Origin of the sequence: Pseudomonas sp. TCU-HL1 (assembly GCF_001708505.1) — a bacterium.
In the GTDB taxonomy this organism is placed as follows: Bacteria; Pseudomonadota; Gammaproteobacteria; order Pseudomonadales; family Pseudomonadaceae; genus Metapseudomonas.
Map to the genome: position 1 here is coordinate 1,951,562 of NZ_CP015992.1, position 23,561 is coordinate 1,975,122.

At 64.8% G+C, this 23,561-nt stretch carries 24 protein-coding genes; 13 read left to right on the top strand and 11 right to left on the bottom strand.

Going from position 1 to position 23,561, the window contains the following annotated elements:
• Positions 1-45 precede the first annotated feature (45 nt).
• The 4 genes from THL1_RS09100 to THL1_RS09115 form a co-directional block, all read right to left on the bottom strand.
• Complete coding sequence (locus THL1_RS09100) at positions 46-900, bottom strand: sulfurtransferase (RefSeq protein WP_069082964.1); 855 nt, start codon at positions 898-900, stop codon at positions 46-48.
• Between the two features lie 102 nt (positions 901-1,002).
• Positions 1,003-2,178, bottom strand: a complete 1,176-nt coding sequence (gene metC, locus THL1_RS09105) for a cystathionine beta-lyase (protein ID WP_069082965.1) — start codon at positions 2,176-2,178, stop codon at positions 1,003-1,005.
• A gap of 201 nt (positions 2,179-2,379) precedes the next feature.
• On the bottom strand, positions 2,380-2,853 hold the full coding sequence (locus tag THL1_RS09110) for an Lrp/AsnC family transcriptional regulator (protein ID WP_069082966.1): 474 nt from the start codon (positions 2,851-2,853) through the stop codon (positions 2,380-2,382).
• A gap of 372 nt (positions 2,854-3,225) precedes the next feature.
• A complete protein-coding gene (locus THL1_RS09115; protein ID WP_069082967.1) occupies positions 3,226-4,287 on the bottom strand; it encodes an SMP-30/gluconolactonase/LRE family protein in 1,062 nt (353 codons plus the stop codon).
• A gap of 413 nt (positions 4,288-4,700) precedes the next feature.
• Here THL1_RS09115 and dapA point away from each other — a divergent pair, with 413 nt between their 5' ends.
• The 6 genes from dapA to THL1_RS09145 all read left to right on the top strand — a co-directional run bounded on the left by dapA (position 4,701) and on the right by THL1_RS09145 (position 9,904).
• On the top strand, positions 4,701-5,555 hold the full coding sequence (dapA, locus tag THL1_RS09120) for a 4-hydroxy-tetrahydrodipicolinate synthase (protein WP_069082968.1): 855 nt from the start codon (positions 4,701-4,703) through the stop codon (positions 5,553-5,555).
• A 110-nt stretch (positions 5,556-5,665) separates the two neighbouring features.
• Positions 5,666-6,793, top strand: a complete 1,128-nt coding sequence (rnd, locus tag THL1_RS09125) for a ribonuclease D (RefSeq protein ID WP_069082969.1) — start codon at positions 5,666-5,668, stop codon at positions 6,791-6,793.
• A gap of 47 nt (positions 6,794-6,840) precedes the next feature.
• Complete coding sequence (locus tag THL1_RS09130; protein ID WP_069082970.1) at positions 6,841-7,134, top strand: YcgL domain-containing protein; 294 nt, start codon at positions 6,841-6,843, stop codon at positions 7,132-7,134.
• Positions 7,134-8,063, top strand: a complete 930-nt coding sequence (locus THL1_RS09135; protein ID WP_069082971.1) for a D-2-hydroxyacid dehydrogenase — start codon at positions 7,134-7,136, stop codon at positions 8,061-8,063. The genes THL1_RS09130 and THL1_RS09135 overlap by 1 nt, the downstream gene beginning before the upstream one ends.
• Before the next feature lie 91 nt (positions 8,064-8,154).
• The gene (locus THL1_RS09140) at positions 8,155-8,604 is read left to right on the top strand and encodes a YcgN family cysteine cluster protein (RefSeq protein WP_069082972.1); all 450 of its coding nucleotides are present in this window, start codon (positions 8,155-8,157) and stop codon (positions 8,602-8,604) included.
• Between the two features lie 76 nt (positions 8,605-8,680).
• Positions 8,681-9,904, top strand: coding sequence for a hypothetical protein (locus tag THL1_RS09145; protein ID WP_069082973.1), 1,224 nt, complete (start codon positions 8,681-8,683; stop codon positions 9,902-9,904).
• A gap of 319 nt (positions 9,905-10,223) precedes the next feature.
• Here THL1_RS09145 and THL1_RS09150 read toward each other — a convergent pair whose 3' ends face one another.
• Together THL1_RS09150 and THL1_RS09155 are read right to left on the bottom strand one after the other, a co-directional pair.
• The gene (locus tag THL1_RS09150; protein WP_069082974.1) at positions 10,224-10,919 is read right to left on the bottom strand and encodes a type 1 glutamine amidotransferase domain-containing protein; all 696 of its coding nucleotides are present in this window, start codon (positions 10,917-10,919) and stop codon (positions 10,224-10,226) included.
• A 41-nt stretch (positions 10,920-10,960) separates the two neighbouring features.
• The gene (locus THL1_RS09155; RefSeq protein ID WP_069082975.1) at positions 10,961-11,335 is read right to left on the bottom strand and encodes a YajD family HNH nuclease; all 375 of its coding nucleotides are present in this window, start codon (positions 11,333-11,335) and stop codon (positions 10,961-10,963) included.
• A 131-nt stretch (positions 11,336-11,466) separates the two neighbouring features.
• Between THL1_RS09155 and THL1_RS09160 the strand changes: the two genes are divergently transcribed.
• Positions 11,467-11,793, top strand: a complete 327-nt coding sequence (locus THL1_RS09160; RefSeq protein ID WP_069082976.1) for a hypothetical protein — start codon at positions 11,467-11,469, stop codon at positions 11,791-11,793.
• Here the strand turns inward: THL1_RS09160 and THL1_RS09165 are convergent, their stop codons facing one another.
• Positions 11,794-13,836 carry a S9 family peptidase gene (locus tag THL1_RS09165; protein ID WP_069082977.1) on the bottom strand — a complete coding sequence of 681 codons (2,043 nt, stop codon included), beginning with the start codon at positions 13,834-13,836 and terminating at the stop codon, positions 11,794-11,796. It abuts the gene before it with no gap.
• A gap of 95 nt (positions 13,837-13,931) precedes the next feature.
• Here THL1_RS09165 and THL1_RS09170 point away from each other — a divergent pair, with 95 nt between their 5' ends.
• The 4 genes from THL1_RS09170 (at position 13,932) to THL1_RS09185 (ending at position 17,218) form a co-directional block, all read left to right on the top strand.
• The gene (locus THL1_RS09170) at positions 13,932-14,411 is read left to right on the top strand and encodes an MFS transporter (RefSeq protein WP_069082978.1); all 480 of its coding nucleotides are present in this window, start codon (positions 13,932-13,934) and stop codon (positions 14,409-14,411) included.
• Between the two features lie 130 nt (positions 14,412-14,541).
• Positions 14,542-15,315, top strand: coding sequence for a class II glutamine amidotransferase (locus THL1_RS09175; protein ID WP_069082979.1), 774 nt, complete (start codon positions 14,542-14,544; stop codon positions 15,313-15,315).
• Between the two features lie 18 nt (positions 15,316-15,333).
• A complete protein-coding gene (locus THL1_RS09180) occupies positions 15,334-15,858 on the top strand; it encodes a DUF2937 family protein (protein WP_069082980.1) in 525 nt (174 codons plus the stop codon).
• 304 nt (positions 15,859-16,162) lie between these two features.
• Complete coding sequence (locus THL1_RS09185; RefSeq protein WP_069082981.1) at positions 16,163-17,218, top strand: sterol desaturase family protein; 1,056 nt, start codon at positions 16,163-16,165, stop codon at positions 17,216-17,218.
• A gap of 30 nt (positions 17,219-17,248) precedes the next feature.
• On the opposite strand, the gene THL1_RS09190 is transcribed toward THL1_RS09185, so the two are convergent.
• From THL1_RS09190 to THL1_RS09200, 3 genes are all read right to left on the bottom strand, one after another.
• On the bottom strand, positions 17,249-18,427 hold the full coding sequence (locus THL1_RS09190) for a vWA domain-containing protein (protein WP_069082982.1): 1,179 nt from the start codon (positions 18,425-18,427) through the stop codon (positions 17,249-17,251).
• Positions 18,428-18,455: 28 nt separating this feature from the next.
• The gene (locus THL1_RS09195; RefSeq protein WP_069082983.1) at positions 18,456-18,851 is read right to left on the bottom strand and encodes a GFA family protein; all 396 of its coding nucleotides are present in this window, start codon (positions 18,849-18,851) and stop codon (positions 18,456-18,458) included.
• Between the two features lie 76 nt (positions 18,852-18,927).
• The gene (locus THL1_RS09200; protein ID WP_069082984.1) at positions 18,928-19,773 is read right to left on the bottom strand and encodes an AAA family ATPase; all 846 of its coding nucleotides are present in this window, start codon (positions 19,771-19,773) and stop codon (positions 18,928-18,930) included.
• Positions 19,774-19,996: 223 nt separating this feature from the next.
• Here THL1_RS09200 and cysK point away from each other — a divergent pair, with 223 nt between their 5' ends.
• Positions 19,997-20,971, top strand: coding sequence for a cysteine synthase A (gene cysK, locus THL1_RS09205; RefSeq protein ID WP_069082985.1), 975 nt, complete (start codon positions 19,997-19,999; stop codon positions 20,969-20,971).
• Positions 20,972-21,268: 297 nt separating this feature from the next.
• Entirely contained in the window at positions 21,269-22,354 is a 1,086-nt protein-coding gene (locus THL1_RS09210) for a polyamine ABC transporter substrate-binding protein (RefSeq protein ID WP_069082986.1), read from the top strand.
• A gap of 135 nt (positions 22,355-22,489) precedes the next feature.
• Here the strand turns inward: THL1_RS09210 and THL1_RS09215 are convergent, their stop codons facing one another.
• Complete coding sequence (locus THL1_RS09215) at positions 22,490-23,398, bottom strand: DMT family transporter (protein ID WP_069082987.1); 909 nt, start codon at positions 23,396-23,398, stop codon at positions 22,490-22,492.
• Positions 23,399-23,561 lie beyond the last annotated feature (163 nt).

Below are 23,561 nucleotides of genomic sequence, written 5' to 3' on the forward strand. Positions count from 1 at the left end.
AGCAGGAGTGCGCCGCCAAGCCTCATTCCTGCTGGCGTTTCAGGGCTATTCGCCGGTGGCCAGGGGCCGCGCAGGCTGGGTGATCCACTCGCTCCAGGAGCCGGCATAGAGCTTGGCCAGGGGGTAACCGGCCAGGCTCAGGGCGAAGAGGTTGTGGCAGGCAGTGACACCGGAGCCGCAATAGGCCACCAGCTCGTCCTGCGGGCGGTCGCCGATCAGGGCGGCGAAGCGCTGCTTGAGCGTATCGGCGGGGAGGAAGCGCCCATCGCTGCCGAGATTGTCGGTAAACGCCGCGCATTGGGCGCCGGGAATGTGCCCGGCCACGGGGTCGATGGGTTCCACTTCGCCCTTGAAACGGGGCAGGGCGCGGGCGTCCAGCAGGGTCAGGCCGGCGTTGCCCAGGCGCTTCTGGAGCGCATCGGCGTCCACCAGCAGGCTGGCGTCGGGTTGGCCTGCGAAGGTGCCGGGCTGCACCGCCGGCGTCACGGTGGTGAGCGGCAGTTCCGCGTCACGCCAGGCCTTGAGGCCACCATCCAGCAGGAATACGCCATCGCGCTTGCCGAGCCAGGCCAGCAGCCACCAGGCGCGGGCGGCGAAGGCGCCGGGGCCGTCGTCGTAGAGGACGATGGTGCTGTCGGCACTGACGCCCCAATCGCGCAGTTTGCCGACCAGGGCCGCCGGGTCCGGTAGCGGGTGGCGACCGGTCACGCCACGGGTCACCGGGCCGGAAAGGTCGTGCTCCAGGTCGGCGAAGCGGGCCTTGGGGATGTGGCTTTCGGTGTAGCTGCGCTGGCCGTAGGCCGGGTCGTCGAGGGAGAAGCGGCAGTCGAGGATGACCAGGCCCGGTTCATCCTGGCGAGCGCTGAGTTGGGCAGGGCTGATGAGTTGTGCGAGCGACATGGCGGGTTCCTTGTCGTGGCCAGTGTTGTGGCAAGCATCATAAGGACGCCCGCCCGGCCTGTCGCGCCCTATCGACGGCGCGGAGGCCGCGCCGCCCGTGGCTCAGCGACAAGTGGCGCGCAGGCGCTGGAAACCGGCGTCGAGGTCCGCGATCAGGTCGTCCGGGTGTTCCAGGCCGATGTGCAGGCGCACCAGCGGGCCATCGGGCTTCCAGGTGGTGGCACTGCGGTGGGCGCTGGGGTTGGTCAGCAGGATCAGGCTTTCGAAACCACCCCAGCTGAAGCCCATGCCGAACAGCTGCATGTTGTCGAGCATGGCGTGGATGGCCTGCTCGGGCACAGGCTTGAAGATCACGCTGAACAGGCCGCAGGCGCCGCTGAAGTCGCGTTTCCACAGCGCGTGGCCGGGGGCGCCGGGCAGGGCGGGGTAGAGGATCTGTGCCACTTCCGGCTGCTCGGCCAGCCACCGGGCGATTTGTTCCGCGTTGCGTTGGTGTCGCTCCAGTCGCGTGGACAGGGTACGCAGACCGCGCAGGGCGAGGTAGGCGTCGTCCGCGCTGACCGAGAGGCCGAGCTGCTTGTAGAAGCCGCGTACCTGCGGGAACAGCGCTTCGGTGGTCAGGATCACGCCCATCAGCACATCGGAGTGGCCAACGATGTACTTGGTGGCCGCATGGATGGAGATGTCCACGCCGTGCTTGAAGGAGGCGAAATGCACCGGGGTGCTCCAGGTGTTGTCGAGCATCACCAGGGCGCCGTGGGCATGGGCGACTTCGGCGATGGCGGGCACGTCCTGCACTTCGAAGGTGAGCGAGCCGGGGGATTCGAGGAACACCACGCGGGTGTTGGGACGCATCAGCTCGGCGATGCCGCGACCGATCAGGGGGTCGTAGTAGGTGGTCTCGATGCCGAAGCGTTTCAGGGTTTCGTCGCAGAAGGCGCGGGTCGGGTCGTAGACCGAGTCGGTCATCAGCAGGTGGTCGCCAGGCTTGAGCGTGGCCAGCAGGGCGGTGGTCAGGGCACTCAGGCCGCTGGGGGTCAGCATGGCGCCGTAGGCACCTTCCAGCTCCGCCAGGGCGCTTTCCAGTGAGCGGGTCGTCGGGTTGCCGTGGCGGCCGTAGGTATTGAGGGTGCCGTGCTGGGCATGCAGGGCTTCCACCGTCGGGAAGAGCAGCGTGGAAGCGCGGTAGACCGGGGTATTGACGGTGCCGCCGACCCGGCCCCGTTCGCGGCCTTCATGGGCCAGCAGTGTTTCATGGTGCAGCTTGCGGTCGTCCACGGATGTTTCCTCTGAATCCGGATAGCAGGGGTAGCATCTGCCGCGGTCGGCAGGTGGCTGGAGTGGGGAGAAGATTACCGATGGCGGCGGGGAAATTCTTTGCTTTGATTTGCCCTTAATTGCTGGATGGTAGAAATAAAATCTACTTAAAGTTCAATTTGTAGGAAATATTTCCTAGCGCTCGCCTTGTCGTGGAAATCGTCAGTCTCCCTCCTGCGTGAGGTGGCCGAGCGGTAGGGCGGTGGTGTGCTTGATCACTTCCATGGCGAAGCCGGAGCTGACGTCGGACAGGTCCGCGACCCGGATCAGGCGCTTGTACACGGCGTCGTAGCCCTTGATGTCGGGCACCACGATCTTGAGCAGGTAATCGACGTCGCCGGTCATGCGGTAGATCTCGACGATCTCGGGAATGTCGCGGGTGCCTTCGATGAACTGCCGGGTCCAGTCGTCGCTGTGGCGGCTGGTGCGGATGGTGACGAACACAGTGACCCCGAGGTTGAGTCGTTCGGCATCGCACAGGGCGACCTGCCGGGTGATCACGCCGTCTTCACGCAATTTCTGCAGGCGCCGCCAGCAGGGCGTAGGGGAAAGGTTGACCGCCTCGGCGAGCTCCGCGAGCGAGATGGAAGCGTCCTGCTGCAGGAGGCTGATGATCTGCAGGTCTTTCTTGTCCATGGGGCTGGGTCCGGGCCGGAGGCATTGGGTCAGCAGGCTGGCGGGCCAACTGTGTCGAAGCGATGACATTCGAAATCATAAGGTCACCCGTGCTTGAAGTCGCGCGGGCCGACCTGGATACCGCCCGACGCCAGCCCTTGCGGCGCGGAGCGTCTCGGCCAAATGATGGCCGATACCCGTGGGCGAATGGAGGCATTGCTGGGGCCTGAGTCCGGTGAAGCTGCGGTCGTGGTGCTGCGTAAAGTGGCGGTGCAATCCAAGGGTGGATAGCGCTTTTCTATCCACCATTGGCGTTGCTGCAGGCCCCGGATGGTGGACATGAAAAGCGATGTCCACCTTACACATTCGATCCGGACTCCGGTCTTTCGGGGCTCAGCGGATCTTCAGCTTGCCGATCCGGTCGTTGTCCAGGCTGCCCAGGTAGAGGTAGTCCCCCGCCGGCTTGACCGATGTGACCATGCGCAAGTGGGTACCACTGGTATCGTGCAGGCTGTGGATGATCTCGCCCTTCTCGTTCAGTTGCAGCGCCAGGCCGTAGGGCACCGGCTTGGGCCAGAACATGCGCGGCAGCTTGGCGAGCTGCGCCTTCAGCCAGGGCTGGGTGTGCAGGAAATCGGCGTCTGCCTTGCGCGGGGTGGGCAGGGCGACCCAGAAGGTGCCCTGGTGGTCACCCTGGAGGTTGTCCGGCAGGCCCGGCAGGTTGTCGATGAACACATCATGGGTGCCGGCCTTCTCGCCGCTCAGCCAGTAGCGGGTGATGCGATAGCGGTAGGTCTCGTTGACCAGCACGAAGTCCTCATTGGCCGACAGCGCTACGCCATTGGCGAAGTACAGGTCCTTGAGCAGCACCTCGGTCTTGCCGGTCACCGGGTCGAAGCGCATCAGGCGGCCGTGGGGACGGGCTTCCAGCAGGTCCAGCAGGTAATCCGGTTGCTCGAACTTGCTCGAGGCGTCGGTGAAGTAGATGCGGCCGTCCTGGGCGATGTCCAGGTCGTTGGTAAAGCGGAAGGGCCCGCCTTCGGCTTCGGCGGCGAGTACGCTGATCTGGCCCTGCGGGTCGATGCGCAGCAGGCCCTTGTAGGCATCGCCCACGATCAGGTTGCCGGCGGCGTCGAAGTCCATGCCCAGCGGGCGGCCGCCAGTTTCGACAAAGGTTTCCACCTGGCCGTTCTCACCGATGCGCACGATGCGGCCGTCATGCAGGCCGGCATAGAGGCGGCCCTGGGCGTCGACGGCGGTGTCTTCCGGGCCCTGTACCTGGCCCTGGGCGATCAGCTCGGCCTTCATCAGGGTGTCGTTGGGCTCCAGCACGCCGGTCATGGTCGGTGCCTTGGGGGCGTCCCAGGCCAGCGGATCGATGGGGGAGGGGGTGATGGCGAGGTAGACCGCCACGGCGGCGATCAGCAGGGCGAGCAGGCCCAGCAGCTTCTTCATGTTCTTGTATCCCTTCAGGTCGGTGTCGGCCGGAGCCTTGTTCTTCTGCGCGGGCTTTTTAGCAGCCGTCCGCCACTGGCGCCAGGGCTGAATGTTGCGGCATCAGGCAGGCCGCAGTTGACAGTGCCGGGGCCGCTTGCGCAGTATCAGGCCCTTCGCTGCATTCAACCGAGCTTTCAATGCCCGCCATCGCTTCCTCCGCCGTTCTTGCCCTGGCCCTTCCGGCCCAGGCGTCGGCTATTGGCGTCGTTGTGGGTAAATCGAAGAAACAGTCGCTCATTTGACCGGGGCGCGCTGTCCCGTCAGATGGGCTGACAGGACAGTGGGCGCGAAAGTAGGTCGATCCTCCCTCGAACATCCCTCCCTGCATCCCTCCGACGGTGACTCTGACGGTCAGCCAAAGGAGATTTGCAATGCCTGTGTTTTCTGGAATCTGGGTTGCCCTGGTGACCCCCTTCAATGATGGCGCCATCGACTTTCCCGCACTTCGCCGCCTGGCTCGGCATCTGCTGGATGAAGGTGCCGCCGGGCTGGTGGCCTGCGGCACCACGGGGGAGGCGGCGGCCTTGTCCAAGGACGAACAATTGGCCGTGCTGGACGCGCTGCTCGACGAAGTGCCTGCCGAGTGCCTGGTGATGGGGCTGGCGGGCAATAACCTGGCCGACGTGCTCGCCTTCCAGCGCGAGGTGCAGCGCCGACCCGTCGCAGGCGTGCTGGTGCCGGCGCCTTACTACATCCGCCCGTCGCAGGATGGTCTGCTGGCCTGGTTCAGCGCCATCGCCGATGCCTCGATCGTGCCGGTGATTCTCTATGACATCCCCTATCGCACCGGTGTCCGCCTCGAACTGCCCACCCTGCGCCAACTGGCCCGGCACCCGAGGATCGTTGCGATCAAGGATTGCGGCGGCAACCCTGAAACCACCCAGGCGCTGATCGCCGACGCTGAGCTGGACGTGCTGACCGGCGAAGATGGGCAGATCTTCACCACGCTCTGCCTGGGCGGTCGCGGGGCCATCTCCGCCGCAGCGCATATCCACACCCGCGAGTTCGTGCGGCTGGTGGAATACGTTGGCACCGGTGAACTCGACGCCGCGCGAGGGATCTTCCAGAAACTGCAGCCGCTGCTTCGGCTGGCCTTCGCCGAGCCCAATCCCGCGCCGGTGAAAAGCCTGTTGGCCATGCAGGGGCTGATTACCGACGAACTGCGCCTGCCGATGCTGCCCAGTTCCGCGGCCTTGCGCGAACGCCTGCGCAGCGAGTTGGCCTAGGCGCCAACCCGCCCCGCCGGGACGCGTTGCAGCGGGGCGGGAGCGATGCAAGGCGCGAAGCGAGGCTCCGCGCGATATATACTGCGCGCCACTGATTCAAGGAGAGCCTTGTGGCCATCGACATTATCTGGATTCGCGACGACGCCTCGCTGGCCAAACACTGCGCCGATTGGCGTCGCCTGCCCTTCGTGACCCTGGACACCGAGTTCATGCGGGTCGACACCTTCTATCCCAAGGCCGGGCTGGTGCAGGTCGGCGACGGCGAGCGGGCTTTCCTGATCGATCCGCTGCTGATTGGCGACTGGTCCGCCTTCGCCGGGCTGCTGGAAGACACCGCCGTGCTCAAGGTGGTGCATGCCTGCAGCGAAGACCTGGAAGTCTTCCTGCGCCTGACCGGCTCGTTGCCGCAACCGCTACTGGATACCCAACTGGCTGCCGGCTACCTGGGCATCGGTTACTCCATGGGGTACTCGCGCCTGGTGCAGTCGGTGCTGGGCATCGACCTGCCGAAGGACGAAACCCGCTCCGACTGGCTGCAGCGCCCGCTCACCGAGATGCAGGTGCGCTATGCCGCCGAAGACGTCCAGCACCTGGCCGAGGTCTACGCCGCCCTGGCACCGCGCCTGACCGAGCCCAAGCGCGCCTGGGTACTGGAAGACTGTGCCGAGCTGGTGGCCAACCTGCGCCGCGAGATTGCCCCCGAAGAGCTCTACCGCGAAGCCAAGCTGGCCTGGAAACTGTCACGCGCCCAGCTCGCGGTACTGCGAGAGCTGTGTGCCTGGCGCGAAATAGAGGCACGCCTGCGTGACCAGCCGCGCAACCGCATTCTCCGCGAGCACAGCCTCTGGCCCCTGGCGCGCTTCCAGCCGGACAATTTGGTATCGCTGGCGAGAATCGACGACATGCATCCGCGCACCGTGCGTCAGGACGGCAATACCCTGCTTAAATTGATCCGCGAGGCCGCCGAGACGCCGCCCGAGCACTGGCCCGAGACGCTGCCCGAGCCGTTGCCGCACGAGGCCTCGCCGCTGCTGAAGAAGCTGCGCGCGGTTGGCCAGGCCGAAGCCGAGCGCCTGGGAATGGCCCCGGAACTGATGCTGCGCAAGAAGCACCTGGAGGCCCTGCTGAAGAGCGGCTACCCCGATGGCCCCTACAGCCTGCCCGAGGGCCTGCGTGGCTGGCGCCGCGAGTTGATGGGCCAGGCCCTGCTGGACACCCTGGCCACTGCCGGCCAATGAACCCTCAAGCCGTGCCGCCCGGCACGGCCTGCCCCACGAGCCCGACCATGAAACGTATCTGCTCCATCTACAAAAGTCCGCGCAAGAACGAGATGTACCTCTACGTTGACAAGCGCGAAGCCCTGAGCCGCGTGCCCGAGGCCCTGATCGCCGCCTTCGGCGCCCCTCTGCACACCTTCGACCTGGTGCTCAGCCCCGAGCGCAAGCTGGCCCGCGAGGATATCGGAAAGGTGCTGGAGAACATCGAGAAGCAGGGCTACCACCTGCAGATGCCGCCGGGCGAGGAGGAGTACATCGAGCACCTGCCGGAAGAACTGTTGCGGATGAACGACCCTCTCTGATGAAAATCCTGATCGCCGAAGCGGAGTTCGCCCTCTACGCCGACCTGCTGCGCACCGAGTCCGGCCTGCAGTTGCATGGCGGCAGCGAGGTCGAGCGTTTGCTGGATGCGGCGCGGGAATGCCCGGTGTGGCTGGGCGAGCCCGACCTGATGGCGGAATTGCTGCGCAAGGGCTGCAAGCCGGAATGGATGCAGTCCACCTGGGCTGGCATCACCCCGCTGCTGGCGGCCGATCTGCCCCATGACTACCAGCTCACCCGCGCCGTCGGCATCTTCGGCCAGGTGATGGCCGAATACGTGCTCACCTACCTGCTGGCGCATCAGCGGCAGCTGCTTTCGCGGGTTGCCGCCCAGGCCGAAAAGCGCTGGGACAATCGCCTGCCGCGCAGCCTGGAAGGCAAGCGCGTGCTGATCGTCGGCAGTGGCGATATCGGCCAGAGTGTGGCGGGCTTCCTTGAACCCTTCGGTGTCGAGCTCCACGGTATTGCCCGCGAGCCCCGCCAGCTGGAACCGTTCGAGCGGGTTTTTGGCATGGAAGCCCTGGCCGAGCAGGTGGGCTGGGCCGATTGCGTGGTGAACCTGCTGCCGGACACCCCGGCCACCCGCGACATCTACAATGCCGCCCTCTTCGCGTGCATGCGTCCGAGCGCACTGTTCATCAATGCCGGGCGCGGCGTGGCGGTGGTCGACCATGACCTGGTGGCTGCGCTGGAGGCCGGCCAGTTGGCGGCTGCCGTGATCGACGTTTGCCGTGAGGAGCCGCTACCGGCCTGGCATCCGTTCTGGAACGCGCCCAACCTGCTGGTCACCGGGCACAGCTCGGCCCCCACGCTGCCCAGCGCCATGGCCGCACTGTTCGTCGACAACCTGGGGCGCTACCGCTGCGGGGAGCCGCTTCGGGGGCAGGTGAGCTTCGAGCGCGGCTACTGAGCGGGCCGCGCCGTAACCAATGGTCAGCTATGCTTGGCCGACACCTTGGACCCGACTAGACTACGCGCCCCCGAATTAGCCCCCGCACGCCATGGCCGCCAAAGTCGAACCCTTCTGGAAGCGCAAGACCCTCGATCAGCTCGATCAGGAGGAATGGGAATCCCTCTGTGATGGCTGCGGCCTGTGCTGCCTGCAGAAACTCGAGGATGAGGACGACGGCAGCGTCTATTACACGCGCATCGCCTGCAAGCTGCTGGACCTCAAGACCTGCCGCTGCACCGACTACGCCAATCGTCGCCAGTTCGTCGCCGACTGCATCCAGCTCACCCCGGCCCAGGCCGACGAGTTCCGCTGGCTGCCGCCCACCTGCGGTTACCGGCTGGTGGCCGAAGGCAAGGACCTGCCGCCCTGGCACCACCTGGTCTGCAACGACCCGGAAGCGGTGCACAAGGCGGGCATCTCCCAATCCGGTCGCATGCTCAGTGAAAACAGCGTGGCGGAGGATGATTGGGAGGACTATCTGATTTTTCGCGCAGGCTAGGGCCGGTCACGGATCAAACCGCCGCCTTTCGAGTCTCAGGGACTGACCGTCACATCCACCAAGGAAGCCACCCTCGATGTCCGCCCGCACCCAGCTGTTGCTGTCCTCCCTCCTGCTGACCCTGAGCGCCCCGCTGTGGGCGGCCAAGAAGGTCGATCTCGACTACCAGGTGCGTTTCCTCCCCGAGAGCGACCAGGCCGAAGTCAGCCTGGTGCTGGAAAAGGGCGACGTGGTGCGCAGCCTGCGCTTCGACCTGGGCGACAAGGGCTACTACAGCGACTTCAAGGCCAGCGGCAGCTGGACCCAGGATGACCCGACCCATGGCACCTGGGTGCCCGGCAGCGGCAAGGCCAGCCTGAGCTATAAGGTGCGCATCAGCCATCCGCGCGGTGACGGCCGCTTCGACGCCCGCATGACCCCCGATTGGGCACTGCTGCGGGGCGACGATCTGGTGCCCAGTGCGCGCCTGGACATGCTGGACGGCGTCGACCTGCTGGCGCGCCTGCAATTCGAATTGCCCAAGGGCTGGCAGTCGGTGGAAACCGGCTGGTCCCGCGTTGGCAAGAACCGCTTCCGTATCGACAACCCCGAGCGCATGTTCGACCGGCCCACCGGCTGGATACTCGCCGGCAAGCTCGGCAGCCGCCGCGCGACGCTGGGGGCGACGGACGTTACCGTCAGCTCGCCGGTGGGTGAGGGCATGCGTCGCATGGACATCCTGACGATGCTGACCTTCGTCTGGCCCCATGCCCAGGAAGTCTTCCCGCGCGAACCGGGCAAGCTGCTGATCGTCGGTGCCAACGACCCCATGTGGCGCGGCGGCCTGTCGGCCCCCAATTCTTACTTCATGCACTCAGCCCGTCCGTTGGTGAGCGAGAACGGCACCAGCTCCCTGGTGCACGAACTGGTGCATGTGCTCAGCCGGATCAGCGATACCGACCGCAGCGACTGGATCAGCGAAGGCGTTGCCGAGTACTACGCCATCGAACTGGTGCGCCGTGCCGGCGGCCTGGGCGACGATCGTTACGAAGCCATTCGCAAGCAACTGCGCCAGTGGAGCAAGAAAGTGGACAGCCTGCGCGGCGAACAGGCCTCCGGCCCCGTCACCGCACGCGCCGTGCTGCTGCTTCAGGACCTGGACAAGGAAATCCGCCTGCGCACCGATGGCAAACATTCCATGGACGACGTCGCCCGTGGCCTGATGCGCCTGGACAAGGCCAGTACCAAGGACTTCATCGAGATTACCGAAAACATCATGGGCGGCGCGTCGGACGTGCTGGATACCAAGCTGTTGCGGTGACTGCTGCTTTGTATTGTGGGAGCGAATTCATTCGCGAATCGACGTGCAGGGCTACAACCTGTAGCAGGCCTGCGGCCTGCATCGCGAGTAAAGATCCACGTTCGTAGAACGTGGACTTGTGTTTGCCCCCTGTAAGGGGGGCCATCCTCACACGCAGCACCCAACTGATCTCCGCCACCGTGCCCAACAGTAGGGTGCGCTATGCGCACCGAGGCGATGGTGGCGACTCCGAGTCCGTCTCACGGTGCGCGCGGCGCACCCTACGGGACCGGCAGCATCCTGCTGGTTTCCCACGTTCAAATGAATTCGCTCCCACGGGTTACATCTCCCCCCGCCGTCCGCTCAGAAGTTCCAGCAGGGCCGCTGCGACCGGCTCGGACGACGCCGGGTTCTGCCCGGTGATCAGGTTGCCGTCTGTGACCACATGGGGTTGCCAGTCCGCCACCTTGGAGTAATGGCCGCCTTGCTCCTTCAGCGCATCTTCCAGCAGGAAGGGCACCACCTCGGCCAGGCCCACGGCGCTTTCCTCGGAGTTGGCGAAACCGGTCACCGCGTTGCCCTGCACCAGCGGCGCGCCGTCCGGAGCCTTGGCGTTGAGCAGCACCGCTGGGGCATGGCACACCGCGCCCACCGGTTTGCCTGCGGCGTAGAAGCTTTCGATCATCACGATGGAATGCAGGTCGTCCACCAGGTCCCATAGTGGACCGTGGCCGCCCGGGTAGAACAGCGCGTCGTAGTCGCCCGGCACCAGGCCAGCCAGCATCTGGGTGTTGGCCAGGGCGCGGCGGGCTTCGTCGTCGCCACGGAAGCGGTGGGTCGCCTCGGTCTGGGCGTCCGGATCGTCACTCTTGGGGTCCAGTGGCGGTTGGCCGCCCTTGGGTGAGGCCAGCACCACGTCGGCGCCGGCGTCGCGGAAGGCAAAATAAGGCGCGGCGAACTCCTCCAGCCAGAAACCGGTCTTCTTGCCGGTGTTGCCCAACTGGTCGTGGGAGGTCAGTACCATCAGGATCTTCATCGTGATCTCCTTGCGGACTCGGTGACGAACGGCGCGGCGGGCTATTGCTCGCGCTTCAACAGGTCGCCGATGGCGGCGAATGCCTTGTAGGTGGCGCGGGGTTGCGAACCCGCGCCAGCCTGTTCTTCGCTGTGCCACTGCTGGTCGGTGTAACGGGAGTGCTCGTTGTCGTGACAATAAAGGCAGAGCAGCTCCCAGTTCGAACCGTCCGGTGGGTTGTTGTCATGGTTGTGATCGCGGTGATGCACCGTAAGTTCGGAAAGGCGCTTGCCGCTGAATTCGCGACCGCAGCGGGCGCACACCCAGGGATACAGCTTCAGCGCCTGCTCCCTGTAGCTGTGTTCGCGTCGCTTGCGTTCGTCGGCAAGCAACCTGTCCAGCTTGCTCGCTGGAGACGTGGGGCGTTCCGTGGTCATCCGCCGGACTCCGTGCCAGGGCCTGCAGAAAAGTCTAGACCGGGTAATGAGGATCGCCGTACTGTCGAATGGCGAGTCGCCCCGTCCATCGGGGATTAGACTCAAGCCAGGTACGAGCCGAAGGCAGGCCCATGAAGCGATCGCACATTCAGCTGCTGCTGGCGCTGGCCCTGATTGCGGGTGGGGCGGCGGCGCAGAATTCGCCGCTCTTGCGTGCGCCCTTGCAGGCGCCGGCCGGCTCGCCCGGTGTCGCCAACCCGCAGCCTTATCCGCAGGTAACACCGCGTGCCATCACCAGCCCGGCGCCGCAGAGCGGCAGCCCGCAACTGATGAAGCGTCCGGACCAGGAACAGCGCCTACGGGAATCCCTGGAGCAGCGCGACCAGTCGATTCCGGTGCTGGAGCAGCAGCTGGAACGCAACTCCAGAGGGCTCGGCACCAGCACCGGCAGTCCCTGATCAGCCTTGAGGCAAGCCCAGCACCTTTAGCAGGAAGGCATACTCCAGCGCCACGTCGCGCAGCGCCTGGTAGCGGCCGCTCATGCCGCCATGGCCGGCGCCGAGGTCGGTCTTGAGCAGCAGCGGGTTGCTGTCGGTTTTTTTGGCGCGCAGGCGCGCTACCCACTTGGCCGCTTCCCAGTACTGTACGCGGCTGTCGTTGTAGCCGGCCACCACCAGCATCGCCGGATAGGCCTGGGCGCTCACGTTCTCGTAGGGTGCGTAAGCCTTGATCCGTGCGAACACCTCGGGTTCGTTCGGGTCGCCCCATTCGTCGTACTCGGTCACTGTCAGCGGCAGATCGGGGTTCTGCATGGTATTCAGCACATCCACGAACGGCACTTCGGCAATGGCCGCGGCGAACAGGTCCGGGCGCAGATTGAGCACTGCCCCCATCAGCAGGCCGCCAGCGCTGCCACCGCTGATGGCCAGTTGCGCCGGGCGGGTGTAGCCCTCGGCGATCAGGTGCTCGGCGCAGGCGATGAAGTCACCGAAGCTGTTGGTCTTGTGCTCCAGCTTGCCGGCGCGATACCAGGCTTCGCCCAGCTCGCCGCCGCCGCGCACATGGGCAATGGCAAAGACAAAGCCGCGCTCCAGCAGGCTCAGCCGTGCATGGGAGAACCAGGGGTCGAGGCTTTCGCCGTACGCCCCGTAGCCATAGAGGTAGAGAGGGGCGGGCTTGCCCAGGGTTTCGCGGCGGGCCACCAGGCTGATGGGCACGCGCGTGCCGTCCGCCGCCGTGGCCCATAGGCGCTGGCTGACGTAGGCGTCGGCGTCGAAGGGGCCTTCCACCGGGGTTTCCTTGAGCACCTGCTGGGCGCCGCTGGCCAGCTCCAGCTGGCGGACCTGCGCAGGGCGATTGAGGGCCTCGTAGCGCAGGCGGATCACCGGGCTGTCGAATTCCAGGCTGTCCTGCACATACAGGCTGTAGGCGGCATCGGGCAGTTGCAGCGGGTACGGCGCGGCGCCTTCCGGGTGCACCTGGATGATCGGCAGGCCGCCTTCACGCAGGCTGAGCACGAAGCCTCCTTCATTCAGGCTGACGCCTTCGAGCATGCGCGCCTCGTCATGGGCGATCAGCTCGTGCCAGTGGGCGCGGGTGGGTTCGGCTTCCGTGGCCCGGTAGAGCGCGAAGTTGATGCCGGTCTGGTTGCTGCGGATCAGCCAGGTCCACTGGCCAGCGAGCTTGCCGTGGTCGGCGTAGTACTCGTGGCTTTCCTCGCGAGGGGCCAGGCAGGTCCAGGTACCTTCGGGGGTGTCGGCATCCAGTACCCAGGTTTCGCTGGTGGTCTTGCTGTTCAGCAGCAGGATCAGCTGGCGTTCTGAGCTGGCGCGGTAGCAGTTGAGGAAGAAGCGCCCGTCGCCCTCCTCGAACACGAGTTCGGCGCCGGTTTTGCCCAAGCGGTGGCGGTGCAGGCGGTGCGGGCGGTGGGTGTCGTCCAGCTCGCCGAAGAACAGCGTGGCGCTGTCGTTGGCCCAGGTCATGCTGCCGTCGCACTGCTCGAAGGGCAGGGCGCGGGTCTCACCCGTGGCCAGTTCCTTGACGAACAGCTGGTAGATCTCGTCGCCACTGGTATCCAGGCTGTAGGCGAGGCGGGCGTGGTCGGGGCTGATGCTGAAGGCGCCGATGGAGAGAAAACCGCCGGCCGCCAGTTCGTTCGGGTCCAGCAGCAGTTCCTCGTGGGTGTCGTCCAGCGTCAGCGAACCGTCGGCCGGGCGTGGGCAGCGGTAATGGCGTGGGTACTCGTCGCCCGCTGTGGTGCGCTGGTAGTAAAGCCAGGGGCCCCAGGGCACCGGCAAGGACAGGTCGGTCTCGCGGATGCGGCCCTTGATTTCCTGGAACAGCGTTTCGCGCAGGTCCTTCTGGCTGGCCAGCTCGGTTTCCAGCCAGGCGTTCTCCGCTTCGAGGTGGGCGAGCACTTCGGGGGCGTCGCGTTCCTCCAGCCAGCGGTAGGGGTCGTCACCGGATTCGATGCGGGCGATAGGGGCGTGGGGCATGGGCAGTCTCGAAGGCTGGGCGGGCGGCGACGGCAGGAGCGCCGGAACCGAGAAAAGCCGTTATCATAAGCGCCCTTTTGCCAGCCTTGCCACGGACGCCAATGACTGAAAACGACTACCTGCTCGCCTGGGCCGCCTACGGAGTTGCCGCGCTTGGCTGCCTGCTGGTCTGGTTCCGCCTCACGGGCTGGATGTGGCGCTGGCTGCGGGAACCCCTGCGGGTGCTGGTGGCGGTGCTGCTGCTGACGCCCACCATTGTCGACCCGGCCAAGGACCTGTTCGCACCGGCCGTGGCCATTACCGCCCTGGACGTGCTGTTCAAGGTCGGCAACAACGCCTGGAAGGGCGTGCTCGACCTGACCATGTACAGCATCATCGCCTTGACCCTGTACCTGGTATTCGCCGCTATCCGCTGGCCCATCGAGCAGAAGCTCAAGGCCCGCCGCGCCGAGCGAGAAGCCGCGGAAAAGGTCGAAGAGGAGCCCACCCTGCGCGAGATGATGCAGGAGCGCTCTCCCGAGGTGGATACCCGCTACGACGAGGACGGCGACCGCCGCCTGCGTATCGAACCCAGGCTCTGACCTGCCGGGCCTTGCAGCCCGGCCACGGGGCGTTCAGCATGGGCCACACCCGGCCTGGAACGCCCTGATTCGCTTCCCGCTCCGGGAAGTCGCCCAATTCCAGGAACGCCTGACGCCAGAGTCCCGAACCATGTGCGAACTGCTTGGCATGAGCGCCAACGTCCCCACCGATATCGTTTTCAGCTTCACCGGCCTGATGCAGCGCGGCGGTGGCACCGGCCCGCACCGCGACGGCTGGGGCATTGGCTTCTATGAAGGGCGCGGCCTGCGCCTGTTCCAGGACCCGGCGGCGAGCGTCGAGTCCGAAGTGGCGCGCTTGGTACAGCGTTACCCGATCAAGAGCGAGACGGTGATCGGCCACATCCGCCAAGCCAACGTCGGTAAGGTCTGCCTGTCCAATACCCACCCCTTCGTGCGCGAGCTCTGGGGGCGCAACTGGTGTTTCGCCCACAACGGCCAGTTGGCCGGCTTCGAGCCGCCCAAGGGTTTCTACTGCCCGGTCGGCGACACCGATAGCGAAGCCGCCTTCTGCGACCTGCTGAACCGCGTGCGCGGTGCCTTCCCCGAGCCGGTGATGGCGGAAATCCTCCTGCCGGTGCTGATCCAGGCCTGCTTCGAATACCGCCAGAAGGGCGTGTTCAACTGCCTGCTCAGTGACGGCGACTGGCTGTTCAGCTTCTGCTCCACCAGGCTCGCCCACATCACCCGCCGTGCACCTTTTGGCCCGGCACGCCTGAAAGACGCCGACCTGACCGTCGACTTCCAGGCCGAAACCACGCCCAACGACGTGGTCACGGTGATCAGCACCGAGCCCCTGACCGATAATGAAACCTGGAACATCTTCCAGCCCGGCGAGTGGATCCTCTGGCGCCGTGGGGAAATCATCACCCAGGGCCGTACCTGACCACCGGAGAAACAGGGAATGTTGCGAAGCTACCTGCGCCTGATCCTGTTCACCCTTGGCCTGCTGGTCGGGGTGCAGGTGCCGGGCTTCATCGATGACTACGCCAAGCGCGTCGACGCCCATCGCCTGGAAGCGGAGCAGGGTCTTTCAGGCTTCCGCGAAACCGCCGCGCGCTTCTTCGAAGGCAACCTCGACACCCTGGTGGCGCATTACCGCGCAAGCAGCGATCCGGTGATGCGCAGCGATGCCGACAGCCTCGCCAGCCTCGTGGCCCGCAATGACCTGATGCAACGGGAATGGCAAGCCCTGCAAGGCCCCTGGTTCCAGCGTGCCTGGCACGTGCTGGCCATGGCCAACCCCGAACTGCGCCAGGAAACCATCGCCGCCTACAGCTACCAGTTGCTGCTGAAACCCGAAGCCATCGCCTGGGGGCTCAGCGCCGGTCTGCTGCTGGCCTGGGTGGTGGAGAGCGTTCTCCTGCTCATCGGCGCCGCTGCCGGTGTGGGCCGCAGCCGGAAGGTGCAGCAGCGCCATTGGCGCTGAGCACGCCGTCACTCTCCCTTGTGGGGGCGAATTCATTCGCGAAAGGCAGCAACGCTGCCCCTGATGTGCAGGCCTGCGGCCTGCATCGCGATTGAAATCGCCCCTTCAGGTGATTCGAACTCAGTAGCAGGGCATAGCGCCAAGGCTGACCCGGCAATCGGTGCGCATACGGCCTACGGAAGCCCGAAGATGTATCGGTTGATGCATGCCGGCTATCGCCTGGACGCAATGCGAACAAGGCGGATTCGTAGATGATTCCTATCTTGATTTACAATGCGTTCCCTTTTGTCGAGGCCAGCCATTCATGGGTGTTCTCCTGCATCTCTATGAGCAACTGGCCGAGTGGGTGATCGAGCCGGTCAGCCACCAGTTCGCCGGCATTTTCGATCTGAACGGCCGCTTCGGCGTGCTGTTCCTCTGTATCTCCTACGGCATCGCCTACGGCCTGTTCCGCTTCCGGAAGCACCGCGAGCTGTCCGACGCCCGCTCGTTCTGGCAATTCATCGGCGGCAGCCGGGTGTATTTCCACAGGTCGGCGTTGCTGGATTACCGCTACTACTTCGTGCGGGCCATCCTCAAGGTCGCCCTGGTCTTGCCCATAGTCGGGCTGGTCGACCCGCTCATACTGCGCTCCGGGGACTACATCGCCTTCTTTACCAACCTCTGGGGGGCGCGCCCGCAACTGGGGGAGAACCTCGGGCTTTCCCTGCTCTTCGGGCTGGGCGTATTCCTGGTGAAGGACTTCGTCCACTACTGGGCTCACCGGGCCTTCCATTCCCGCTGGCTCTGGGCCTTCCACAAGGTCCACCACTCGGCGCCTGTGCTGGTGCCTGCGACGGCGAGCCGGGTCCACTTCCTTGAGAAGATCGTCGAGAAACTGAGTACCGGCATTTTCCTCGGCCTCTACATCGGCGCCTTCTGGTACGCCTGTGGCGGGGAGATCAGCCGCTACACCCTGTTTGGGGTCACCTACCTGGTGTTCATCTTCAACGGCCTGGCGGCCAACCTGCGGCATAGCCATGTCTGGCTGTCGTTCGGGCCTGTGGTCGAGCATGTACTGAACAGCCCGGCCCAGCACCAGATTCACCACAGCGACGCACCCAAGCACTTCAACAAGAACTTCGGTACCAACCTGTCACTCTGGGACTGGATGTTCGGCACGCTCTACGTCACGACCTCGACACCGGAAGACATCCGTTTCGGCACCGGAGAGAAGGACCGAGAGCGCTTCCTGACGATCTACAGCCTGATCGTGACCCCCTTCGTGGAGACGGCCCGGAAGTTCGGCCCGCGAAGCGCCCGCAGGGCGACTCAGCCCTCGCCGGTATTCTCGAACACCAGTTCGCCCTCGACCGACTGAATGAAAAACGGGCCCTTCGGGGCCCGTTGTTCATTTCGACAGAAACCTCATCCCGTCCTCCAACCCCTGCAGGGTCAGGGGATGCATCTGGTCGTTGACCAGCTCGCGGACGATGTTGGTGGAGGCGGTGTAGTTCCAGGTGTCTTTTGGGTAGGGGTTGATCCAGATGAGCTTCTTGTACTTCTCCATGAAGCGCTTCATCCAGGCGTAGCCGGGCTCCTCGTTCCAGTGTTCGACGCTGCCGCCGGCCTGGGTGATTTCATAGGGCGCCATGGCGGCGTCGCCGACGAAGACCACTTTGTAGTCCGGGCCGTACTTGTGCAGCAGGTCGAGGGTAGAGGTGCGCTCGGAGGTGCGGCGCAGGTTGTTCTTCCACACCGACTCGTAGATGAAGTTGTGGAAGTAGAAATATTCAAGATGCTTGAACTCGGTCTTGCAGGCCGAAAACAGCTCCTCGCAGACTTTCACGTGGGCGTCCATGGAGCCGCCGATGTCCAGCAGCAGGAGCAGCTTCACGGTGTTGCGGCGCTCTGGGCGCATCTGGATGTTGAGCAGGCCGGCGTCCTTGGCTGTGTGGTCGATGGTGCCTTCCAAGTCCAACTCTTCCGCCGCGCCTTCGCGGGCGAACTTGCGCAGGCGGCGCAGGGCGACCTTGATGTTGCGGGTGCCCAGTTCCACCTGGTCGTCGAGGTTCTTGTACTCGCGCTGGTCCCAGACCTTCACGGCCTTGCCCTGGCGCTTGCCGGCATCACCCACGCGGATGCCTTCGGGGTTGAAGCCCCCTGAGCCGAAGGGGCTGGTGCCGCCGGTGCCGATCCACTTGTTGCCGCCGGCATGGCGTTCCTTCTGCTCTTCGAGGCGCTTCTTGAACTCCTCGATCAGTTTGTCCAGGCCACCGAGGGACTGGATCTGCGCACGCTCCTCATCGGTGAGCATGCGTTCGAATTCCTTGCGCAGCCATTCCTCGGGAATCAGCGCCTGGAGGTAGTCGTCGAGCTTCTCCAGGCCCTTGAAGTAGGCGGAGAAGGCACGGTCGAACTTGTCGAAATGTCGCTCGTCCTTGACCAGCACCGTGCGGGCGAGGAAGTAGAACTCGTCCATGTCGGCGAACACCACGTTGTGCTTCAACGCGTTGATCAGGTCCAGCAGCTCGCGGACCGAGACCGGTACCTTGGCTGCGCGCATTTCGTTGAACAGGTTGAGCAGCATGGCTGCACCCTCGTCTATCTGTTGGTTCTCAGGAGCGGGGCTCCTGGGGCAGGCCGTCTGCGATGGCGTACCAGTCGGCCTTGGATTCGGGGTAGATGTGCTTCTGCGGGATCGGTCCCAGCGGTGAGTCCAGCGTGCCCAGGGCGAGCGAAACCCAGTTGGGGTACGGATGGTCGGCGAACCATTGCAGGTTCGAACCGCACTGCCGGCAGAACGTCCGGGTCACCCCAGGGGACGAGTGAAACTCGGCCACCAAATCCAGCCCCTGTACGAAGCGGAAATGCTCGCGACGAACGTTGCCGTAGGAGGCGAACGCCGCGCCGTGGCCCTTGCGGCACTGGCTGCAATGGCAATGGGTGGCCGACTCGATGGGCGCGTCGATTTCGTACTTCACCGCGCCGCACAGGCAACTGCCGTGGTGCATGGTTATAACCTCCTGCGTTCGGCTGGGCTTCCCTCACCCCCGGCCCCTCTCCCGGAGGGAGAGGGGAGAAAAGCGCTTAGCGGCTGGCGCGGCGGCTCATGAAGGCCAGGCGCTCGAGCAGTTGCACGTCCTGCTCGTTCTTCACCAGGGCGCCGGCCAGCGGCGGGATGGCCTTGGTGGGGTCGCGCTCGCGCAGCACGGCTTCGCCGATGTTGTCGGCCATCAGCAGCTTCAGCCAGTCCACCAGCTCGGAAGTGGAGGGCTTCTTCTTCAGGCCCGGCACCTTGCGCACGTCGAAGAACACGTCCAGCGCCTCGGCCACCAGCGAGTTGCTGATGTTCGGGTAGTGCACGTCGACGATCTTCTGCAGGGTGTCGCGGTCGGGGAAGGCGATGTAGTGGAAGAAGCAGCGGCGCAGGAAGGCGTCCGGCAGCTCCTTCTCGTTGTTCGAGGTGATGATGATGATCGGGCGCTGCCTGGCCTTGATGGTCTCGTTGGTCTCGTAAACGTAGAACTCCATCTTGTCGAGCTCCTGCAACAGGTCGTTGGGGAACTCGATGTCGGCCTTGTCGATTTCGTCGATCAGCAGGATCACGCGCTCGTCGGACTCGAAGGCCTCCCAGAGCTTTCCTTTCTTGATGTAGTTGCGAACGTCGTGGACCTTGTCGGAATCCAGCTGGGAATCGCGCAGGCGGCTGACCGCGTCGTACTCGTACAGGCCCTGGTGCGCCTTGGTGGTGGACTTGATATGCCAGGTGATCAGCTTGGCGCCGAAGGCGGCGGCCAGTTGCTCGGCCAGCATGGTCTTGCCGGTACCCGGTTCGCCTTTGACCAGCAGCGGGCGCTGCAGGGTGATGGCGGCATTCACCGCGAGCTTGAGATCGTCGGTGGCGACGTAGGACTGGGTGCCTTCGAACTTCATCAGGGAATCCTCGGACTTAAGGCGCCGGTTGGAAAACCGGACGGTTCAGTATTTGGGAAAAAGCTGACTATAACGCGCGCGCAAGTCGACTGTGAACGCAGAAGCTTCATTCAGTCACTGAATGGCAGGTATGCCCTCGAGCAGCTTCCGTGGAGCGCTGGACGCTCCTGCGGCTGAGCCTTAGGCTTGGGCTCCTTTTTTCCGCCATGACAAGGATTCCGCCATGAGCCGCATCTTCGCCGACAACTCACAAGCCATCGGCAACACACCCCTGGTGCGTATCAACCACCTGGGGCCGCGCGGTGTGACCATTCTCGCCAAGGTCGAGGGCCGTAACCCCGCCTACTCGGTGAAATGCCGTATCGGCGCCAGCATGATCTGGGATGCGGAGGCTTCCGGCCGGCTCAAGCCGGGTATGACACTGGTGGAACCTACCTCGGGCAACACCGGCATCGGCCTGGCCTTCGTCGCCGCGGCCCGTGGCTACAAGCTGATTCTCACCATGCCTGCCTCCATGAGCCTGGAGCGCCGCAAGGTACTGAAGGCCCTGGGTGCCGAACTGGTGCTCACCGAACCGGCCAAGGGCATGAAGGGGGCCATCGAGAAGGCCAACGAACTGGCGAACGCCAATCCCGAGCAGTACCTGCTGCTGCAACAGTTCGAAAATCCGGCCAACCCGGCGATTCACGAAAAGACCACCGGCCCGGAGATCTGGAACGACACCGAAGGCGCCGTGGACGTGCTGGTATCGGGCGTCGGCACCGGTGGCACCATCACCGGTGTGTCCCGCTATATCAAGCAAACCTGTGGCAAGCCGATCCTCTCGGTGGCGGTGGAACCGGTGTCGTCCCCGGTCATCAGCCAGACCTTGGCCGGTGAAGAAGTGAAACCCAGCCCGCACAAGATCCAGGGCATCGGCGCCGGCTTCGTGCCGAAGAACCTCGACCTGACCCTGGTCGACCGCGTCGAACAGTGCACCGACGATGATGCCAAGGCCGTGGCCCTGCGCCTGATGCGTGAGGAAGGCATCCTCTGCGGCATTTCTTCCGGTGCTGCGATGGCCGTGGCCGCGCGCCTGGCGGAGCGCCCGGAAATGCAGGGCAAGACCATCGTCGTCGTGCTGCCGGACTCGGGCGAGCGCTATCTCTCCAGCATGCTGTTCGACGGGCTGTTCACCGAGCAGGAGCTGCAACAGTAGGTTGGTCCGAGCTACGCGAGGCCCAACGTTCAGCGGATGGGCCTCGCACCGTTGGGCTTCGCTGCGCTCTGCCACAACCTACGTAGGCTCTTGCGACTGTGCCGGCTCGTAGCTCCCCCGACTCATGGCTCGCCCCGTGGCGCACACGGGGGTGGGGCATCCCTCTCATGCAGCAGGCCAGGCTTCCTCGCGGGCACGCTGGGACTTGCCGCGCATTGTCACTGCCGGCCGTGATGGCGAAGCTGGAAGCCCCGCACGACGGGGTCTCGATCCATAAGCAGCCAGGACACAACGACAATGACACGTTCCTTCGCGCCCCTCCTTCTGACGCTGGCCATGTCCACCGCCGCCCAGGCGGCCGGTACGGTGAAGATCTACAACTGGAGCGAATACATCGCCCCGGACACCGTTTCCAGCTTCAGCAAGGAAACCGGCATCCAGGCCAGCTACGACGTATACGACAGCAACGAGACCCTCGATGGCAAACTGATGACCGGCAAATCCGGCTATGACGTGGTAGTGCCGTCCAACCACTTCATGGCCAAGCAGATCCAGGCCGGCGCCCTGAAGAAGCTGGACAAGAGCCAGCTGCCCAACTGGAAGAACCTCAATCCGGTGCTTCTCAAGGCGCTGGAGGTGAACGATCCGGGCAACCAGTACGGCTTCCCCTACCTCTGGGGCAGCACTGGCATCGGCTACAACGTGGAGAAGGTCAAGGCCGTGCTGGGCGACAACGCACCGGTGGATTCCTGGGACATCTTCTTCAAGCCCGAATACATGGAAAAGCTCGCCAAGTGCGGCGTCGCCGTGCTCGACAACGGCCCCGAGCTGCTGCCCATCACCCTTAACTACCTGGGCCTGCCGCATCACAGCCAGAAAGCCGAGGACTACAAGACCGCACAAGCTGCGCTGATGAAGGTGCGTCCCTACATCACCTACTTCCATTCCTCGAAGTACGTGAGTGACCTGGCCAATGGCGACGTCTGCATGGCCGTGGGCTTCTCCGGCGACATTCTGCAGGCTGCCACCCGCGCGAAGGAAGCCAACAACGGGGTGAACATCCAGTACTCCACACCGAAGGAAGGCTCGCCCATGTGGTTCGATATGGTCGCCATGCCCGCCGATGCGCCTGACGAAGCGGCTGGCTATGCGTTCCTGAACTACCTGCTGCGGCCGGACGTGATGGCCGGCATCAGCAATTCGGTGCACTACGCCAACGGCAACGCCGGCGCCGACCCTCTGGTGCAGGCCGAGATCAAGTCCGACCCGGCCATCTACCCGCCGGCCGACGTGATGAAGAGCCTGTTCGCCCTGGAGTCCATGCCGCCGAAGGTCGACCGTGTGCGGACCCGTGTCTGGAGTGCGATCAAGACGGGGCGCTAGGACTCGTCCCGCACGATCTGGTGTAGGGGCGAATTTATTCGCCATGCGGGCCGAAGGTCCGCCCTGAGGGGATTCGGGGGAGCACTGCGTGCTCCTTGGCGAATGAATTCGCCCCTACAGAGAACCGCTCTGCGGTTACCCCGCCGATTTCACCGCAGCCGGCACAGCCGCCGGCTTGAGCACCAGCCACAGCGCCAGGGTGATCAGTACGCCGCCTTGCAGGTGCGCCATCGACACCGACTCATCGAGCAGCAGCACGCCCCAGAACACGCCGAACGGCGGGATCAGGAAGGTCACTGTCATGGTCTTCACCGGGCCGACGTTGGCGATCAGGCGGAAGTACAGGATGTAGGCGAACGAGGTGCAGACAAAGCCCAGCGCCGCCAGGGTCAGCCAGGTGCCGGGCTCCAGCAGGGGCGCCAGGGGCATGGCGGAGGCGTCCCAGGCGAATACCGGGACCAGGCAGAGGGTGGCGCCGATCTGGCAGCCGAGGGCGACCAGGCCGCTGTCCATGCCGCCTGCTTCGGTGATCCAACGTTTGGTCATGAAGCCAGCGAAGCCGTAGCAGGTGGTGGCTACCAGGCAGGCGGCGGCGCCCCAGAGCAGTTGCGCATCGAAGGCCACTGGGCCGGTACGGGTCAGCACCGCCACGCCGGCCAGGCCCATCAGTACGCCGAGGGCCTTGGCGCCGGTCAGTTTCTCGACGAAGAACAGCGCGCCGATCATCACTCCCATCAGTGGCGTCGTCGCGTTGAAGATGGCCGAGTAGCCGGCCGGCAGTACTTTCGCGGCCAGGGCGTACATGGCCGCCGGAACCCCGGAACTGACGATGCCGATCACCAGGGTCTTGCCCAGCTTGCCGCGAAAGTCCCAGTTGCTGCGCAGCACCGCGAGGAGCACGGCAAGGCCGATGGCCGACAGCAGCACCCGCAGAAAGGCCGTGGGCAGTGCGCCGATTTCCGGCACCAGCATGCGGATAAACAGGAAGCTGGCTCCCCAGATGGCGGCAAGGCTCAGCAGGCGGACGAGATCGGCGGGTTTCATGACAGGCTCCGGGCAGGGGAGCCGGCAAAATGCGCCGCCCGAGGAAGCGGCGCAATCCACAACTTGCTTTCAAATTGGCGGAACAGTTTGAAGCGGAATCAACTTGCCCCCACAAGAGCTGGTTTGAGAGGAGGAGATCAATGTTCGCATAGGGGGATCACGC

Bases quoted from the DNA above. Each gene is read 5' to 3' on its own strand.
- THL1_RS09170 (WP_069082978.1), top strand. From the start codon at position 13,932: ATGACTGAAAACGACTACCTGCTCGCCTGGGCCGCCTACGGAGTTGCC.
- THL1_RS09150 (WP_069082974.1), bottom strand. From the start codon at position 10,919: ATGAAGATCCTGATGGTACTGACCTCCCACGACCAGTTGGGCAACACC.
- THL1_RS09135 (WP_069082971.1), top strand. From the start codon at position 7,134: ATGAAAATCCTGATCGCCGAAGCGGAGTTCGCCCTCTACGCCGACCTG.
- cysK (WP_069082985.1), top strand. From the start codon at position 19,997: ATGAGCCGCATCTTCGCCGACAACTCACAAGCCATCGGCAACACACCC.
- dapA (WP_069082968.1), top strand. From the start codon at position 4,701: ATGCCTGTGTTTTCTGGAATCTGGGTTGCCCTGGTGACCCCCTTCAAT.
- THL1_RS09145 (WP_069082973.1), top strand. From the start codon at position 8,681: ATGTCCGCCCGCACCCAGCTGTTGCTGTCCTCCCTCCTGCTGACCCTG.
- THL1_RS09110 (WP_069082966.1), bottom strand. From the start codon at position 2,853: ATGGACAAGAAAGACCTGCAGATCATCAGCCTCCTGCAGCAGGACGCT.
- THL1_RS09215 (WP_069082987.1), bottom strand. From the start codon at position 23,398: ATGAAACCCGCCGATCTCGTCCGCCTGCTGAGCCTTGCCGCCATCTGG.
- THL1_RS09140 (WP_069082972.1), top strand. From the start codon at position 8,155: ATGGCCGCCAAAGTCGAACCCTTCTGGAAGCGCAAGACCCTCGATCAG.
- THL1_RS09185 (WP_069082981.1), top strand. From the start codon at position 16,163: ATGGGTGTTCTCCTGCATCTCTATGAGCAACTGGCCGAGTGGGTGATC.
- THL1_RS09180 (WP_069082980.1), top strand. From the start codon at position 15,334: ATGTTGCGAAGCTACCTGCGCCTGATCCTGTTCACCCTTGGCCTGCTG.
- THL1_RS09190 (WP_069082982.1), bottom strand. From the start codon at position 18,427: ATGCTGCTCAACCTGTTCAACGAAATGCGCGCAGCCAAGGTACCGGTC.
- THL1_RS09115 (WP_069082967.1), bottom strand. From the start codon at position 4,287: ATGAAGAAGCTGCTGGGCCTGCTCGCCCTGCTGATCGCCGCCGTGGCG.
- THL1_RS09160 (WP_069082976.1), top strand. From the start codon at position 11,467: ATGAAGCGATCGCACATTCAGCTGCTGCTGGCGCTGGCCCTGATTGCG.
- THL1_RS09210 (WP_069082986.1), top strand. From the start codon at position 21,269: ATGACACGTTCCTTCGCGCCCCTCCTTCTGACGCTGGCCATGTCCACC.
- THL1_RS09195 (WP_069082983.1), bottom strand. From the start codon at position 18,851: ATGCACCACGGCAGTTGCCTGTGCGGCGCGGTGAAGTACGAAATCGAC.
- THL1_RS09130 (WP_069082970.1), top strand. From the start codon at position 6,841: ATGAAACGTATCTGCTCCATCTACAAAAGTCCGCGCAAGAACGAGATG.
- THL1_RS09100 (WP_069082964.1), bottom strand. From the start codon at position 900: ATGTCGCTCGCACAACTCATCAGCCCTGCCCAACTCAGCGCTCGCCAG.
- THL1_RS09155 (WP_069082975.1), bottom strand. From the start codon at position 11,335: ATGACCACGGAACGCCCCACGTCTCCAGCGAGCAAGCTGGACAGGTTG.
- THL1_RS09175 (WP_069082979.1), top strand. From the start codon at position 14,542: ATGTGCGAACTGCTTGGCATGAGCGCCAACGTCCCCACCGATATCGTT.
- THL1_RS09200 (WP_069082984.1), bottom strand. From the start codon at position 19,773: ATGAAGTTCGAAGGCACCCAGTCCTACGTCGCCACCGACGATCTCAAG.